Source organism: Pedobacter borealis DSM 19626 (assembly GCF_000708285.2).
In the GTDB taxonomy this organism is placed as follows: domain Bacteria; phylum Bacteroidota; class Bacteroidia; order Sphingobacteriales; family Sphingobacteriaceae; genus Pedobacter; species Pedobacter borealis.
The window spans coordinates 18,590-36,095 of record NZ_JAUG01000028.1; the positions used below are offsets into that span (position 1 = coordinate 18,590).

General features: G+C 38.8%; 14 protein-coding genes. 4 read left to right on the forward strand and 10 right to left on the reverse strand.

The annotated features are described in order from the left end of the window. Both pta and AW17_RS10080 read right to left on the reverse strand, forming a co-directional pair. Window positions 1-2,088, reverse strand: coding sequence for a phosphate acetyltransferase (gene pta / locus AW17_RS10075; RefSeq protein WP_029276031.1), 2,088 nt, complete (start codon window positions 2,086-2,088; stop codon window positions 1-3). Between the two features lie 481 nt (window positions 2,089-2,569). Next, the gene (locus tag AW17_RS10080; protein ID WP_029276033.1) at window positions 2,570-2,788 is read right to left on the reverse strand and encodes a DUF6965 family protein; all 219 of its coding nucleotides are present in this window, start codon (window positions 2,786-2,788) and stop codon (window positions 2,570-2,572) included. A gap of 195 nt (window positions 2,789-2,983) precedes the next feature. On the opposite strand from AW17_RS10080, the gene AW17_RS10085 reads away from it, so the two are divergent. Continuing rightward, window positions 2,984-3,661 (forward strand): competence protein CoiA family protein, encoded by a 678-nt coding sequence (locus tag AW17_RS10085; RefSeq protein WP_245235039.1) that lies wholly within the window; start codon window positions 2,984-2,986, stop codon window positions 3,659-3,661. A gap of 220 nt (window positions 3,662-3,881) precedes the next feature. Here the strand turns inward: AW17_RS10085 and AW17_RS10090 are convergent, their stop codons facing one another. Then, on the reverse strand, window positions 3,882-4,082 hold the full coding sequence (locus AW17_RS10090; protein WP_029276036.1) for a hypothetical protein: 201 nt from the start codon (window positions 4,080-4,082) through the stop codon (window positions 3,882-3,884). Window positions 4,083-4,281: 199 nt separating this feature from the next. Here AW17_RS10090 and AW17_RS10095 point away from each other — a divergent pair, with 199 nt between their 5' ends. Together AW17_RS10095 and AW17_RS10100 are read left to right on the forward strand one after the other, a co-directional pair. Then, window positions 4,282-4,965, forward strand: coding sequence for a Crp/Fnr family transcriptional regulator (locus AW17_RS10095; protein ID WP_029276037.1), 684 nt, complete (start codon window positions 4,282-4,284; stop codon window positions 4,963-4,965). 126 nt (window positions 4,966-5,091) lie between these two features. Continuing rightward, window positions 5,092-5,676 carry a molybdenum cofactor guanylyltransferase gene (locus tag AW17_RS10100; protein ID WP_029276038.1) on the forward strand — a complete coding sequence of 195 codons (585 nt, stop codon included), beginning with the start codon at window positions 5,092-5,094 and terminating at the stop codon, window positions 5,674-5,676. Here AW17_RS10100 and AW17_RS10105 read toward each other — a convergent pair. From AW17_RS10105 to nirB, 7 genes are all read right to left on the reverse strand, one after another. Next, window positions 5,671-7,152, reverse strand: coding sequence for a rubredoxin (locus tag AW17_RS10105; protein WP_029276040.1), 1,482 nt, complete (start codon window positions 7,150-7,152; stop codon window positions 5,671-5,673). The genes AW17_RS10100 and AW17_RS10105 overlap by 6 nt on opposite strands. 3 nt (window positions 7,153-7,155) lie before the next feature. Continuing rightward, complete coding sequence (locus tag AW17_RS10110) at window positions 7,156-7,659, reverse strand: nitrate reductase associated protein (protein WP_051691747.1); 504 nt, start codon at window positions 7,657-7,659, stop codon at window positions 7,156-7,158. A 294-nt stretch (window positions 7,660-7,953) separates the two neighbouring features. Then, entirely contained in the window at window positions 7,954-11,505 is a 3,552-nt protein-coding gene (locus AW17_RS10115; protein WP_051691748.1) for a nitrate reductase, read from the reverse strand. Between the two features lie 42 nt (window positions 11,506-11,547). Next, complete coding sequence (locus AW17_RS10120; protein ID WP_029276044.1) at window positions 11,548-12,915, reverse strand: MFS transporter; 1,368 nt, start codon at window positions 12,913-12,915, stop codon at window positions 11,548-11,550. 37 nt (window positions 12,916-12,952) lie between these two features. Continuing rightward, window positions 12,953-13,348: a hypothetical protein gene (locus AW17_RS10125; protein WP_245235040.1), complete on the reverse strand. Its 396-nt coding sequence runs from the start codon at window positions 13,346-13,348 to the stop codon at window positions 12,953-12,955. 61 nt (window positions 13,349-13,409) lie between these two features. After that, window positions 13,410-13,757, reverse strand: a complete 348-nt coding sequence (nirD, locus tag AW17_RS10130) for a nitrite reductase small subunit NirD (protein ID WP_029276048.1) — start codon at window positions 13,755-13,757, stop codon at window positions 13,410-13,412. Between the two features lie 34 nt (window positions 13,758-13,791). Beyond that, complete coding sequence (gene nirB / locus AW17_RS10135; protein ID WP_029276050.1) at window positions 13,792-16,308, reverse strand: nitrite reductase large subunit NirB; 2,517 nt, start codon at window positions 16,306-16,308, stop codon at window positions 13,792-13,794. Window positions 16,309-16,559: 251 nt separating this feature from the next. Between nirB and cobA the strand changes: the two genes are divergently transcribed. Then, window positions 16,560-17,324, forward strand: coding sequence for a uroporphyrinogen-III C-methyltransferase (gene cobA, locus AW17_RS10140; protein WP_029276052.1), 765 nt, complete (start codon window positions 16,560-16,562; stop codon window positions 17,322-17,324). The last annotated feature ends 182 nt before the right edge of the window (window positions 17,325-17,506 follow it).

Here is a 17,506-nt window from a genome sequence, read left to right on the forward strand (position 1 = left end):
TTAAATGTCTTGGCATTGGATCGCTGTAATTACAACGGTATTAAAAATATCATCTACAGTACAGCCTCGGCTTAAATCGTTTATTGGTTTGTTTAAGCCCTGCAGCATTGGCCCAATAGCAAGTGCACCGGTTTCGCGCTGTACGGCTTTATAGGTGTTGTTTCCGGTATTTAAATCGGGGAAGATCAATACACTTGCTCTACCTGCAACCTCAGATCCTGGTAATTTTTGTTTGCCTACAAGGGGATCTACAGCAGCATCATATTGTATCGGACCTTCAATTTTTAATTCCGGATGCCTTGCTTTAACGATGGCAGTGGCTTCTCTTACTCGTTCTACATCTTCACCTTCGCCTGATGTACCTGACGAATAAGATAACATCGCTATCCGGGGTTCAATGCCAAATTTGGCGCTGCTTTCTGCTGAAGAAATTGCTATTTCTGCCAGCTGTTGGGCAGTAGGATTGGGGTTAACCGCACAATCTCCAAATATGGCTACCCTTTCTGGCAGGCACATAAAGAAAATGGATGAAACCACCGATACGCCTGGCTTGGTTTTAACAAACTGTAAAGCAGGCCTGATGGTGTGCTGAGTGGTATGAACCGCACCCGAAACCATCCCATCAGCATCACCCTTGTAAACCATCATGGTTCCGAAATAAGAAACATCGGTCATCATATCCCTGGCCATTTCGAGGTTTACATTCTTGGCTTTACGTAGTTCGTGCAAGGTATCTACATAATCGTTATAATGAGCCGATTGGCCAGGATTATGTATTTTTAAGGTATTGGGATCCAGATTTAATCCAAGTCTTTTAATCGTATTGGTAATTTCGGTTGGATCGCCCAAGAGCGTGATGTCTACAATATCTTGTGTAATGAGTTTCTCTACAGCCTTTAAAATGCGTTCGTCATTTCCTTCTGGTAAAACGATATGTTTTTTATCGCGTTTGGCCCATTTAACCAATTGATATTGAAACATATGTGGCGTAATTCCCTGATAGCTAAAAGTGATAATTTTATCATCAAGCGCTTTAATGTCGACATATTTTTCGAAAAGCTCTATTGCGATTGCAATTTTCTTCTTGTTTTCGATTGTAATTTTTGAGTGGATACCGCCAATGGTTGTAGTGGTTTCGAAAGTTCCCTTTTTAACCGCTATTATTGGAATAATGGTTTGTAAACCTTCAATCAGTTTAATAATCGGCTCATCCGGTAAACTGCCTGCGGTTAAAACAATGCCTGCAATTTTTGGGTAGTTCGCTGATAAGTTGGCCTGAAGTGCGCCAATAATGATATCGCCACGATCGCCGGGGGTAACAATAAGCAGGTTATCTTTTATGTGCCTTAAAAAGTTAGGAAGCATCATGGCGCCTGTCACAAAATTATCAACCTGGTTATCCAATAGTTCAGCTCCAAAAAGTACCTCACCACCTAGTGCCAATGTAATTTCTTTCATTATTGGACTTTGCAGGCCTGTTTCAGTAGGTATAACGGCGATAAGTAATTCGGCAGGTAATTGATTGGTTAAAGCTTGTTTAATACGGTCTGCCTCCTCTGGATTCACCATATTGGCCACAACACCTAATACCTGTACATCGCGCAGCAGGAAGTTACGGTAAATATTGATGGCCGATTTAAAAAGCTGACTTGCTGTTTTGTTCTTTCCCGATACCACTATTAAAACTGGTGCACCTAAGTTTTTGGCCATTAAGGCATTCGATTCGAACTCAAATGCCATACCTTCGCCTAAAAAATCGCTGCCTTCAATTACGGTGAAATCATAGTTGTCTTCCAGTTTTTTATATTTACTGATAATGGTATTGATAATTGCTCCACTATCTTCTGCTTGATGCAGCATTTCTTGGCGGGTAAAGGCAAAAGCATCCTCATATTTAACAGGGAGTGAGAAATAATCCAACATGGCTTCTACATGTTCATCTTTTTTATTCTGATCGTCTTGCGCAATAATGGGTTTAAAATAACCTACTTTTTGCGTTTTAGCCAATAACATATTAATCATTCCGAAAGCAATTACTGATTTTCCGGTATAGGGTTCGGCCGAAGCAATGAATATATTTTTAGTCATAAATAAAGGTCAATGGATAGGAATAACCAATCACGGCCAATATAGTTGGAAATATCTATTTTAAAAACTAAAAGGGGTTAAGTTTTTAATTGCCTGATTAGAAAACGGGAGTCAGCTATTCCAACGGTCATAAATATAAATAGCAAAGGCATGAAGTGGATGTATGACAAATGTAGATTGTCATCCCGAGAGGTAATTTATTGCATAAAATCAATATAGATGACAGAGAATTTTTTGTGCAATAATAAGCTGCGAGGCATCGTCATTGCGAGGAACGAAGCAATCTTACAACGATCGTTACTTACCTGCGCTTTAAGATTGCTTCGTTCCTCGCAATGACGAGCTTTCTATTGGATTCTGTCAATGATAGCCTGTCGAAAGACCAGTTTAACAAATAGTAAGTGTTTCGATTACTTGTGTTGCGATTCAAATTGGCCCCTTCTTACCAATGGTGGAGCTGTAACAGCTAATTGAATCGTTTTTATGCATTTGATTCAATCAATAACTTTAACATTTTCAGCCTATGTATAAGTGGTAGGTTCACTTTTGCATCAGGATTAAGCTTTAAAGGCATAAAATGACTTTCCAGAAAATGGGCATAATCGGTAATTACGGTAGCTTGATTAAGATAAATTGGAACCTCTTGCTTTCCTGCCTGGGTAAAAAAATCTTCTAGCTGCTGTATTTCTTGGATGGTCATACTGCAAAGTTATCATTCTATTTTGAGCAGATCGAAATATTTTTTTTTGACAGGTGGTATCTGCCTAATGCTCAGTCATAATGATTTTTAAATATTGTCCGGTTATATCTCAAGTCTATTTCTTTGCTAAAAATTTTAGTTTAAATTTGTTTTCCCTAATTAATTGTTTTAGTGTTCTAATCACATTGAAAAAGAATGGACAATAGTGAAATGAAAAAGGATATCATCCATTCAGATATGATTCAGGATATTTCATCACTTAAAAAAGAATATTGCCGAAAGGAGACCGCATGGCACCGAGATTGGAAATTGGCTTTCCCGCCATCATTTAGAGAAGTTGCTTTTTATGATGCAGCCAATGCCGATATCCACCGTGCTGATGTATTTACCCCATCCGGTTATACCATTGAGTTTCAAAATTCTCCGATCACATTGGCCGAGCTTAATAGCAGAGAGGCGTTTTATCCAAATTTAATATGGGTATTGAATGGCAAAAAATTTAAGGGATTTAAAATATTGAAACATTTGCCTGATGTAGATGGCCCAAAGCTAAAGGATTACGAGTTTTGCCATTCCGATCACCTTTCGATGGTTAGGAAATCGGAGGTAATGCAGGGGCTGCCCAATCCAAAAATACTTAATTTTTACCATCCCGAACTTCAGGGCATTAAACTCACCTCAAACCTTTATTCTTTTTGTTGGAAACAGCCACATAGTGTATGGTATTTAGCTACCGCAAAAATAATTGTAGACTTAGGTGGGCATTTTTTATATGAGCTAAAACAGCGTAACCAATTAAATGGAAATTATCCATACCTGAAAATGTTAAGTAGGAAAGCCTTTATCGATTGGTATACCCCGCCAGAAATTTAAGTTAAAATGATTCAGTATTGTTCCGGCTGCACTTTGATCCCGACAAAAAAATAGAACAGGTAGTGATAAAAAAGAAGAGGTTGTATCATAAAGGTGATTTCACCTCAAATGCTGTCATGTTGAGCTTGTCGAAACACCTCAAAGAGTATTTAACAGGCCCTTCGACAGGCTCAGGATGACAAATCTATATTTATGATACAACCTCTTTTTGTTTAATGCCTTACAATTTTACCTTTTTAGTTTTTGGTTCTGGTTTTTCAGGTAATTGTATCGATAAAATCAAATCAATGCTTTCAGAATTGGTTTCATAATCGGCTGCAATTTTTTCCCATCTTTTTAGCTCTGCCTGTAAGCTTTCGATTTCCTTACCTAATGATTCGATCTTATTCTGGATTGATTTTCTAACGTTTGTATTTGCCATAACACAAAATTATGATTTGATGGGCATATCTTTAAACTTCTTTGCGATAGGGATACCAGTAAAAAATGCTAAGTGTTCTCTTTCAATGAGTTTTATTCTTATAAAATTTTCAACAATAGTGAAGAATCACCGAATTTGCTTACGATACCCAATAATTGTGCAATGATTTGCTATTTTTACCCAACATCCCTAATAAAATATGAAGAAAAATAATAACTGCGATCTTAAAACCTGTTTTATGTGCCAGCTCACTTTAAAAGAGTGGCATTCGGCTATCGAGAGCCATAAACGAAATTTTATCGCTAAAAAGGGGGAAGTAATTATCAAAGAGGACGATCCGGTGAGTGGTGTTTATTTTGTTACTTCGGGTAATGTAAAAGTGCATAAACAATGGGGCGACAAAGAATTGATTTTACGTTTTGCAAACGATGGAGCCATAATTGGACATAGGGGAATAAGCAGCAGTATTTCTACCTATCCAATATCGGCAACAGCTTTAGAAACCACCAAACTTTGTTTTGTAGATATCGATTTTTTTAAAACTACCATAAAAGTAAACCAGGAATTTGCTTACGGTTTGTTGATGTTTTATGCAGATGAATTACATGCTTCAGAAAAGAAAATGCGTAATTTAGCTTTAATGTCGGTTAAGGGAAGGCTTGCCGTGGCTATTTTAGGATTGAGAGATCAATTTGGATTAGATGCCGAAGGATTTTTAAATTTAGCACTAAGCCGTCAGGATCTGGCTGCTTTTACCGGTGCCACTTACGAAACCGTTTTTAGGACCATGAACGAGCTGTTAGCAGAAAAGTTAATAATAGTGAAAGGAAAGCAAATTGGCATTTTAAACGAAGCTGGACTAACAGATTTGAGTAATAAATAATTAAGGTTTATAATTTTAATTTTTTAAAATTTATTGTTGTTATACTGAGCGTAGTCGAAGTATCTTTTCAAAATATTTATTTCGCTTAGCTTAATTAATGACCAGTTTTTAAATTATTAATATAATATGTTGGGAATCGTTTTATGTGGCGGGCAGAGTTTAAGGATGGGCACTGACAAAGGTTTGCTCCATCATCAAGATAGATTATGGGCACAGGCAGCCTGTGATAAGTTAAGCTCGCTTAATCTCCCGGTAAAATTTTCAGTTAATCCGTCGCAGCAAGAAAGCTATGCAGGGTATTTTGGGAATGAACAGCTGATAGTTGACCATTCTTTACTTGATATCAAAGGGCCGTTATTGGGGGTACTTTCTGCTCATTTATCAAACCCTGAGGAAGATCTGTTCTTATTGGCCTGCGATATGTTGTTGATGGAAATCAGGTTGCTGGAAAAACTAATCCATTCACTTAAAGCTGATGATTCTTTCGAGGCTTATATTTTCACCAAAGATGGTCAGCAAGAACCTTTATGCGGGATTTATAAAGTTGAGGGTTTGAAAAAAATTGTACACCTGCTTCAAACAAATGGTTTGGCCAAACACAGCATGAAATACGTTTTAAGTAATTTGCGGGTTTGCGAAATTGCCATTGAGGACCAAGATTATCGTTATTTCAGTAATTTTAACTCCCATGCCGAAATAAATGGCTTATAACAATTGCAAGGCCGATTGATCAATTTTAGTGAAATTGTCTTTTTCTCCTTCACAAAGCACACAACAATAACCTTCTGGTAAATCTTCAAATGCCGTACCTGGGTTAATATTGTTTTCAATTTCGCCAATGCGCTCGTTGTACACCGTTAAACAATTATTACACTGGTATAAAAACTCGCCATCTTTTTTTATCGTTTCTTCAGTTTGAAAGCTCTGTTTTTGATTACCGGTTTTTATCGCATTTAAACGGTATTTGTAAAACTTAAATATCGAACGCCTTACTTGTTCCGGTAACAAAAAACTAGGATTACTCCTGCTAAAAATTTCGCCGGTACGCTCGTTGGGGTTAAAATCTTTAGCACAAAGGATATCGTAAACGGGGAGTAGTTTTAAACCCAATATATTAATCAAGTGGCGTTTTTGGATCAGGATACTACTGAAAACCTCACTTTTTTTGCGTGTTTTAATGCCAAAGCAGATTCCAAACGTCCTGGTATCATCAATGCTCAAATGTTTAACAAGGAAATTTTTTAACGCTAGGCCTTCGTTACAATTGTCTTCCACCTGAAAGTTAAGTTCGTTGGCCGCATGCCGCATATTGATCTCAAATTCTTCAAGTAAACTGTTCCAAAGGCTTTTGTCTTTTTCATCAATTCCTTTTATAATAATGGTTTTCCAGGAGGTACAGCACAACTGACCGAGTTTGGTATCTAAACAAAGCTGGCAGAGTTTCTTTAAGAATGGAATGCTGAACAATTCATCGCGCCTGTAGATACCCAACCAATATTTATTGTTATACCGGTTTAAGCCCTCGTAATAAGGTAGGTTAAAAGAAGATAGGGATACGGTATTTTCGGCCTGTTTAAGAATGAAGTTGTCCTGATCTAAAAGTGCAAAGAGCGCTTCACCATTGGCTTGTGGATTATCTACAAACTGTGACGGATTTTTTTTGATAATACCCTCCAGCGCTTTGGTAACCTGTGCAATATGGTTGGTATAACAAAGCTGGTTCCATTCATAGGTTACATTGGTTTTTGGAAACCGGATAATCAAATGCCAATAATGTTCGGATTGTGAAGAGGCAATCCAGTTGATATTACCCGTTAACATGGGGGTAAAACTTTGGTCGCTATCGCAGATATTGACTTTAACGGAAGGTTTAAAGTCGATATCATCTAAAATATCTTTGTATACCCCTTCAGTAAGCCAGGTTTTGCGGATAAAAATCTCTTCAGCAGGATAAGAACTGATAATATTCGGAAAATTATTGGTGTCTACTTCATAATCGATCCCAAGTTTATCCATTTCACCTGTAAATATGGCAATATTATAGGTTGTAGTATCAATCAATAACTGCTGGCGGAGGCCAAAACGAACATATTGGATCCGCGCTTTTGTTGCTGCAACCAAGATGTTATACAAGTTGCCCGGTGAAATGATGCCGCCTGGAAAGTTAATGATGATGGTTTGATACATGGTTTAGCTATTTAAAAGTCCAAATTCTACTACTGCCTTTGGGAAGTTTTTGTTTTCGTGCCCTGGTCTGCATAATTTTAAAAGCGCAAACCTTTGGATATTAGTGAGTTTTCGCCATTGGTTTAAGGAGAGTTGCAAAGCTAATTCTGTCGCCTTTTCTCTTAACATCGTAGGGATTTGATGTAGGTTCCCCCAATCGGGCAGCGGGTCGATAGCCAGCGTGGTGGCTCGATTTCCAGTATATTTGGTAATCAGGCCAATCAGAAATTGATGGTACTTATCTGTTTGTTCTTGAGTTGAAACCGGTAGTAAGGCCAGTTGGATCCGTTCCGATGGATGAAATTTGCTCCATTCAGCTAATTTTAGTTTTATTCCTGCGGCATCCATTTTAAAACGGACGATCATAGGGATGCAACGTACATTTTCTTCAATAAAATCTTCTTCGAATTTAAAATATTCAATCCCTTTTAGGTTTTTAAATTCTGAAGGACCAAGTTTTACTTTCATCACGTTGTTTAATTTTAAATATTCTTTAGCAATCTATCGTCATTCCCGCGCAGGCGGGAATCTTAATGCTTATTGTATTACGATTCCCGGTCGTTTACTAATGACAATTTTCAAAAATCGATCGTCATTGCGAGGAGGAACGACGAAGCAATCTTTCCAACCTACGATAAAGATTGCTTCGTCGGCTGAAAAAGCCTTCTCGCAATGACGACCTCCCTAGAAAAACCTGTCATCAGAACCCCTTTATTTTTTTCTTAAAACTGACTGCAAGGGATCACGAACTGCCGAAATCTATCATTTCTCTACTAAAACCTGTTTAGGTTCCGTTTTTAATACATTTACAAAAGAATCTAATATAGCTTTTACCTCTGGTCTGCAACTGCCACAACCCATTCCAGCGCCAGTTAACTGGCAAAGCTGCAAATGATCTTTACAGCCATCTTTAATTTTGTTGATCAGGTTGCCTTCGCCAACATTGTTGCAGCTGCATACGGTTTTGCCTATAATAGGTTCGGTTGTTTTACCACTTCTTAATAATTGAAGCCGCTTTTCGCTCAACTCCATTTTATTTTCGATCAGGTTGCGGAACTCCAAAAACTCACTTTTATCGCCGATTAATATCGCCCCAACCAATTTATCGTTGTGTACAATACATTTTTTATAGTAACGTTTGGCTTTATCAATAAAAACAATTTCCTCATAAGTGGGGTCGTTGTTCGGTATTTCGGCCAAACCTAATGAACAGAGTTCTAAACTGTGCATTTTAAGGATATTCATGAGCAGGCTGCCCTGGTAAAATTTAGCAATATCTCCGCAAAGAAATCGTGCCACTATTTCGGCCTGTTGTTCTGCTGCTGCGGTAATGCCGTACATCTGGCCTTGAAATTCAGCAATTTCACCAATGGCATAAATGTCTTTTTCGGTGGTTCTCAGGTATTCATCAACCACAACACCTCTTTTACATTCTATGCCTGCTTCTTTAATCAGTTCAGTATTCGGAACAGTACCTATGGCAATTACTAAAGATTCACAATCGATCAATAAACCACTTTTTAAACGGATGCCCGAAATGTTTTTTTCTCCGATAATCCGGTCTACTTCATCATTATAAAAAATCTCAATGCCTTTGCTGGTCAGTTCTTCATGTAATAACTGACTGCCTAATGCATCCAACTGGCGACCCATTAATCTCGATATCCGTTGGATAATCGTCACTTTTGATCCTGTTTCGGCCAAAGATGTAGCCAATTCGATCCCCAATAAACCGCCACCAACAATCACTACTTTTCCATTTGTGGTATCCACGTGTTTTTTAAAACTATCGGCATCATTACGGCTGCGCATGGTAAATATGCCGTTTAATTTTGGGATATCTTTAAGCACAAAAGCCCTGCTTCCGGTCGCCAGGAGCAGAACGTCGTAATGGTGGGTTTCTCCGTTACTATCGATAACGGTTTTATTTTCCTTGTTGATTTTTTCGATACCTAGTCCCCGGTGCAGTTTAATTCTGTAATCGGTTTCCTCACTATCGCTCATTTTAATGAGGTTATGCCAGGGTAAAGTGCCAATAATATAATCGGGGAGAAGTACCCTGTTGTAAAAAGGGAAATTCTCTTTGCTAAAGATCTCAATATCATCTTCGGTATTTAAAGTCCTGTAACTTTTAACAAAACCACAGGCACCAGCGCCAGCACCAATAACAATGATCTTTTGTCGGGCTTTTTGATATAATTTTACTTCTACAGCACTAAATTTAAAATCGGGTTCTTTGCTTAGTGGGTCAACCAGGTTATTGGTGAGGTTATTCACCCGGTTTAGGTCACTTTTTAAGATTTTCCCCCAGTGCATGGGCATAAAAACCACTCCGGGTTTAATATCTTCCGAAAATTTTGCTTTTACACGAACATTTCCACGTAAACTGGAAATTTCGATAATATCATTGTCTTTAATCTGCCGAGCTTCAGCATCAATAGGGTTGATCTCTAAAAAAGATTCGCTAATATGCTGGTTCAATTTATTTACCTTGCCCGTTTTGCTTCGGGTATGCCATTGATCTCTGATTCTTCCGGTGGTTAAAATCAATGGATGTTCCGGTGTTAAAGCTTCCGATTGGTTTTGATCATCAAATGATAAAATATTGGCTTTTTTATCTGGTGTATAAAACTGGTGATCGGTAAATAACCTGGCTGTTCCGAATGCTTTTTCTTGCTTCGGGTAAGGCCATTGAACGGCTCTTTTTTTCCTTAAAATATCATAATTAAGTCCGCTGATATCAATGTTGGTTCCTTCGGTAAGGGCTGCATGCTCGTTGTATATTTCGGAAGCACTTCTGAAATCGAAACCGTGATAACCCATCTTTTTTGCAAACCGGCAGATAATTTCAGAATCTGGTAAGGCTTCTCCAGGTGCTTCGGTTACTTTACTGAGATAAGAAATATAGCGGCCCGCATTGGTCATGGTGCCCTCTTTTTCTACCCAGGCAGCTGCAGGTAAAACCACATCTGCGTATTTTAAGGTTTCTACTTTGTTGCTAATATCCTGAACAACTACAAATTTCGCTTTTTTTAATCCTTCTTCGGCTACACGAACATCTGGTAGGCTAATCAATGGATTGGTGCATAAAATCCATACCGCTTTGAGCTTTCCGGTATTCAGTTCATCAAACATTTCGGTTGCAGTTAAGCCCGGTTTAGATTGTATGGTGCCCAATGGGATCTGCCAAAATTTTTCGACCTCATTGCGGTGACTTTCGTTGGCTAAAATGCGATGTGCCGGCAATAAATTGCTTAAACCACCAACTTCTCGTCCACCCATGGCATTTGGTTGCCCGGTAAGTGAAAAAGGTCCGCTTCCAGGTTTGCCAATATGGCCAGTAATCAGGTTTAGATTGATTAATGAAAGGTTTTTATTGGTACCCACCACACTTTGGTTAAGCCCCATCGTCCACATGCTGATGAAACCTTTTGCATTGCCGATGTAAGATGCAGCCAAGCGGATATCACTTTCTTTTATGCCGCAAATAACTGCTGCTTCGGCCAGTGAAGTTCCGAAAACGGTAGTATGGTATTTTTCATAACCATTAGTACTGTTGATGATAAAATCAGCGTCGATTTTTCCGTCTTCAATTAAACATCTGCCAATGGCGTGGTGAAGGGTAATATCGGTACCTGGATTGAGTTGCAGATGGACATTGGCAAGCGAACAGGTCTGCGTTTTCCGAGGGTCACTTACAATGATCTTTAGGTCTGGATTTTTTTGCTTTGCGGCTTCAACACGGCGCCAAAGGATAGGATGGCACCATGCTGGATTTGCGCCCGCAACAAAAATACAATCGGCAATTTCAATATCATCGTAACTAATGGGCACAGTATCTTCACCTAAGCTCATTTTATAACCAACAACCGCACTGCTCATACATAAGCGGCTGTTGGTATCGATATTATTGCTACCGATAAAACCTTTAATCAATTTGTTTACTACATAATACTCTTCCGTTAAACATTGTCCGCTTGCATAAAAAGCCACACTATCGGGACCATGTTTTTTAATCAGTGCTTTAAAAACGGCTGCTGTTCTTTCTAGTGCGGTATCCCAACTAACCCTTTGGAGGGGCATATTCTTGTTGTAGCGCATTTCGGGGTAAAGCAACCTGTCGCTTTTGTCATTCGCCGTGTAATGAAGATTCATGCCTTTACTGCACAACATGCCTTTGTTTACAGGGTGGTTTTTGTCTCCTTCAACTGTTATCCGCTCATGGATATCTTTATTTACCACAATACCACAGCCCACTCCGCAATAGCAGCATGTTGTTGTATTATTTAGCGATATATTCTTTTCTTCTTTCAAATGATCAACGGTATTGTAGGTAGATTTTTACTTTTGGTATCACTATTTGCTTGGTGTAAGTACAAGATCTTCTATCTCTGCTCTTTTCTGTGCCATAATGGTTCTGAAAATAAATACAGCAATGCCAATTCCGAGAATGATAAAGCCTAGAAAGGTAAATGCACTGGTATAATCGATCAGATCTTTTTGAATAGAGTGCCCATTTTCGATTACATTTTTAGTAGCATGACCAGCTTTGGCTTTAAACATAAATGCAATAAGCATAGCGCCGATATTTCCGCCGGCACCTACAATACCTGCTACACTACCAACTGCAAGTGGATTAATGAAAGGAACAAGGCTGTAAGTTGCTCCGTTGGCCATTTTTAAACTTAGACCGAAAACGAACATCATAAAAATAGCCATTCCGATATTGCCTGATTTTGCGAACCAGATCAATCCGATTCCTTCTATCAGAAGCAATAACGCAAGTAAAAGTGTTTTGCCATCAAATCCCCAGGTTTTACCGATTTTATCAGCAACAATTCCACCCAATGGTCTGGCAAAAACATTGATCCAGCCAAAAATACCTGCAACCATTCCGGCTATGGCGATTGTTGCACCGAATGAATCTGTAAAAAAGATCGGTGCGAAGTTATCAACCGTTATTTCTACACCAAAACAGGCAGCGTAGGCAATGGTTAAAATCCAGGTGCGGTAATCTTTTGCGGCGATTAAAAATGTGTTTTTGGTGCTTTTTATGTTCTCATCTTTTAAATCCTTAAAATCTCCCTGTGGAGTATCTAAAGTATAACGGTGATATAAAAATGCACATACTAAAAGCATTACGCCAGGGAAAATCATAGCATAACGCCAGCTGTCTTCAGTGCTACAAAAGCCCAGAGCGGTAATGCCAGATGCGATTAAAGGCATAAATAAATTGGCAGCACCACCACCTGCATTACCGAAGCCACCTGCAGTTGCATTTGCGGTTCCTTTAATGTTCGATGCAAACATAATGGAGGTGTGGAATTGGGTAATTACAAATGAAGCGCCGATTACGCCAATGGCCAAGCGGAAAAGTAAAAATGAAGTATAAGAATGGCTGGTTCCGATTAACAGTACCGGAATGGCACACAGTACCAAAAGCCAGGTGTAAATAAGTTTGGGACCAAATTTATCAATTAGCCGTCCGATCAGTAAACGGGCAATAATGGTAGCTGATACTGAAGCAATCTGAATGTTGCCGACCTGATCTTTGGTAAGGTGTAATTGCTCTCTTGCAATTTTCATTAAGGGGGCCATGCCGAACCAGGCGAAAAAACAAAAGAAGAAAGTTAGCCAGGTGATGTGAAAGGTTTTCATCTGAACACCTTTGAGCGAAAATATATTTAATTTATCTAGCGGTTTAGTAATGGAGTTTAGTGTCATAACGATCTGTTTAAGCGTAAATAAATAAATGGGTTCTTTAAAATTTATAGCCTAAGCCTACGCCAGCGTTCCATTCGCCATTTTTAACTGCGGTTTTAGGGTTGTAGTATAGCGGTACTTGTAAGGCTACATGGCGAAATACCGTTGTTAAGCCAAAACCAAGGCTAGGAGTGAGGACTGAATTTTTTGGCGCTCCGGCGGCAACTTTATCTTCTTTGATTCTTAAGCTGGGCAACAATCCCAATAAAACGGTGTAAGGTTTTTTGCTGAATTTGATGCCCGGGCCCGTACAGTTTATAAAAGCACCGTGATCAACATATCCGGCGACGATAGTGCCATCGAATAAAACGGCTTTAGTTTGCGATTTAGCTGAAAAAAAGAACAAGGTAAGTGCAAGGCAGCCTGTTGCGGCTACATAATTAGAAATTTTCATGTCGGTTTGGTTTGGGGTTAAATTTTTTAATCGGAAAAAGTTTAAATCTTACTGGGTCAGGTTAAGATTTTGGTGTTGTACCAATGTAAACAGTTCCGTTTTCTATCTTTACTGGATAGGTTTTTATTGCACATTCGTCGCCGCTCAAACATTCGCCAGTGCTCAGCGAGAACGTTTTTTTGTGGAAAGGGCATGCTACTTTAGGCTCATCAGTAGTAGATCCAATCATTCCACGGCTTAATGCCATCTGTTTTTTATGCGGGCACTCATTTTGTGTGGCGTACCACTCATTTCTTCTGGTGAAATAGAAAAGTGCAATCTGATCTTCACCATGTTTTACGCAAACGCCACCGTTCTCAATGGCATCCTCGACTCGGCAGGCTGCTAGCCAATTTGATTGTTCATTCATAATTTTTGGGTTTTATAAGGTTTGTAAAGATTATTTATTGAACTGTTTTCCATTCGGCGGTTCTTTTTTGTCCGCGCATCTCAACAAATTCTATAGTTGGATCTTTGTCTTCTGGTGCATTTACAAAATGAGAGAAGCGTTTTCTGATCGCAGGATTTTCTACAGCTTCCTTCCATTCGCATTTGTAAGAGGCAATTAAGTTTTCAATTTCATTTTCCCATTGGGCGGCCATTCCTAAACTATCGTTAATGATTACATTCCGCAGGTAATCTATTCCACCTTCCATTTTGTTCAGCCAGGTTGCTGTTCTGGTAAGTGGATCGGCAGTGCGGATGTAAAACATCAAAAATCTATCAATGTATTTAATGCAGGTTTCACTATCTAAGTCTGTTGCCAGTAAAAGGGCATGTTGAGGTTTGCTACCTCCATTACCACATACATATAAGTTCCAGCCTTTTTCAGTAGCAATAATGCCGAAGTCTTTGCTCTGCGCTTCTGCACATTCTCTGATACAGCCACTTACAGCTGATTTAAACTTGTGCGGTGCACGGATACCCCTGTATCTTTCTTCGATCCGGATGGCGAAACTTACACTGTCATGCAAGCCAAATCTGCACCAGGTACTACCTACGCAGCTTTTAACCGTTCTTAGGCCTTTTCCGTAAGCATGTCCGCTTTCAAAACCTGCGGCAATTAATTCCTCCCAGATAATAGGAAGATCGTTGAGGTGCGCGCCAAACATATCTATACGCTGACCTCCGGTAATTTTGGTGTAGAGGTTATATTTTTTAGCTACTTCGCCAATTACTATCAATTTATCGGGTGTGATTTCGCCGCCCGGAACCCTTGGTACCACTGAGTATGAGCCGCCTTTTTGGATGTTGGCCAGAAAACGGTCGTTACTATCTTGGGCTACATCATTTCCTTTTTTAAGGATCATTTCGTTCCAAAGGCTGGCTAGGAGCGATGATACTAATGGTTTACATACCTCACAACCGTCATTTTTGCCTAAAGCATCCAATACTTCATCATAACTTTTTAGTTCGTGGATATGAATAAGGTCAAAAAGTTCTTGTCGGCTATAGTTAAAGTGTTCGCAGATTACATTTTTGATATACTTACCTTGTGATTTTAAGGTATAAGTCATCAAGTCTTTAACCATTGGCAAGCATCCACCACAGCCTGTGCCTGCTTTGGTGCATTTTTTTAAGTCATCAATGTTTTCGCAAGAGCCATCAGCAACTGCAGCGCAGATATCGCCTTTGCTCACGCCTTCACAGCTACAGATCAATGCACCGTCGGGTAAACCTGTAATTCCGGCTCCGCCAGCAGGTTCGCTTCCGCCACGTGCACCCAGAATCAGTTCTTCAGGGTTTTCTGGTAATACAATCCGATTATTAGAGGTCTGCAACAGCAGGTTGTAAGCTGTTGCATCTCCAATTAATATACCTCCTAAAAGGTATTGCCCGTCATTACTAACATTTATTCTTTTATAAACGCCTTTGTGTTTGTTTTCGAAGGTGATGGTGCGGCAATCGGGTTCGGTAATAAAATTATCGCCAAAACTGGCCACATCGATACCGATCAGTTTCAGTTTAGTACTCATATCAAACCCTGTAAAGGTTTTTTCACCTTCGCAAAGGTTTGCAGCCAACACTTCAGCCATTTCGTAACCAGGAGCGATTAATCCATAAATCATTCCATCGTACAAAGCGCATTCACCAATGGCAAAAATAGCCGGATCATTGGTCTGCATTTTTTGGTCTACAACAATTCCACCGCGCGGACCAACCTCGATACCGCATGCCTTTGCCAGTTCATCACGTGGTTTTATACCAGCAGAGATGACAAGCATATCTACATCTAAAGCAGTATCATCGCTAAACTTTAATGCGGTAATACGGCCATCGCCTTCAATACTTGTCGTGTTTTTATTTAAGTGGATATGTAAACCAAGATCTACGAGTTTAGATTTAAGCATATCGCTACCTGCAGCATCAATTTGTCTTGGCATTAAGCGCGGTGCAAATTCGATAATGCTCGTTTTTTCGATGCCCAGATCTATTAATGCTTTAGCAGCTTCCAATCCCAGTAAACCACCACCGATAACCGAAGCTGTTTTGGCCTTTTTGGCATAACCGCTAATCAGGTCAAGATCTTCAATGGTACGGTAAACAAAAACACCTTCTTTCTCGATACCAGGGATATTGGGAACAAAAGCCCCCGAGCCAGTTGCAAAAACAAGAATATCGTAATGATAATCAAGGCCACTGGCGGTGTAAACTTTTTGAAGTTCGCGGTCTATTTTAACGATTGGATTATTTAAGAAAAGGGTAATATTTTGCTCTTGATACCAGTTTTCAGTAGAAAGAGAAAGATCATCAGCAGTTTTTCCGTTAAAATATTCACTTAAATGAACACGGTCATAAGCTCTGCGGGGTTCTTCGCCAAAAACGATAAGATTAAAAGAAGAGGTTTTTGATCTTAGCTTTTCGCAGAATTTATATCCCACCATTCCATTTCCTATTACGATTATTTGTGGTTCTTTCATAAATCTTAAAGGTATTTTGTATTTGTTGGTTTCTGTTGGTTGTTTTTTGTTTCGAATTATTTGTTTTATTGTTTTTTCTTGATAATAATCGATTCAGAAATTCATATTTTAATATTCATATGATTTTTGATATTCAAATATAGGTTAAAATTAGATTAAAAGTTGTTATTGTGTGATTTTTATCACAAAAAATTTAATTTTTTAATAAATTTTCATCACTTTTATGTTTAAATGGTTAAATCATTAAAATTATGAATCAAAAAACTAACGATTTTGGACTTTTTATAATGGGTGGAGGTCCTGGAGATCCTGAATTGATCACTATGAAAGCTTTTAATGTGTTAAAAAGAGCAGAAGTTATTCTGTATGATAACTTAAGTAATGAGAGATTGTTGGAAATTGCGCCAAAAAATTGCAAAATGATCTATGTTGGCAAGCAACCTTATGGAAAATACACGCCACAAGAGAAAATAAATGAATTAATTGTCGAAAATGCCCAAAATTATCAAATAGTGGTGCGTTTAAAGGGTGGAGATCCTTTTATTTTTGGCAGAGGCTTCGAAGAATTGATTTATGCGGAGGCTAGAGGCGTCAAATGTCATTACATCCCAGGTATAAGTAGCATGCAGGGGGCAGGTTTTATTGATGTTCCTTTAACACACCGTGGCATTAGTGAAAGTGTTTGGATTCTTACCGGAACCAAGAAGGACGGAAGTTTAACCAATGATTTAAAGTGTGCCATGAAAAGTTCGGCTACAGTTGTTATATATATGGGTATGAAAAAAGTTGGCGAAATCTCTAAAGCTTATTGTGATGCGGGCTTGGGTGATATGCCTGCGGCAGTTATTCAGCATGCTACCTTGCCCAACCAAAAACAAGTGGTATGTTCAGTGCAAAATTTACAGGAATCTGCTGAACAGGCAGGCTTAACTTATCCTGCTATTATTATTATAGGTAATGTGGTGCAGGCTAAAGCTTATGCAAACTTAAATCAGGGAGAACTTTTATCAGCGTAGAAGGGTTCATTAGTTCATTCGTAATTGATCATTACTACTTTGGTTGATAGTTTATAGATTCACGGTTGATTGCATACGCGATAACTAAAATCTTAACTCTTAATGGTCATCCAAATAGATTAACTGTCTAAATGTTATCAATAAAAAAGCCCGCAAGGTTTAACTTGCAGGCCAATAATTAA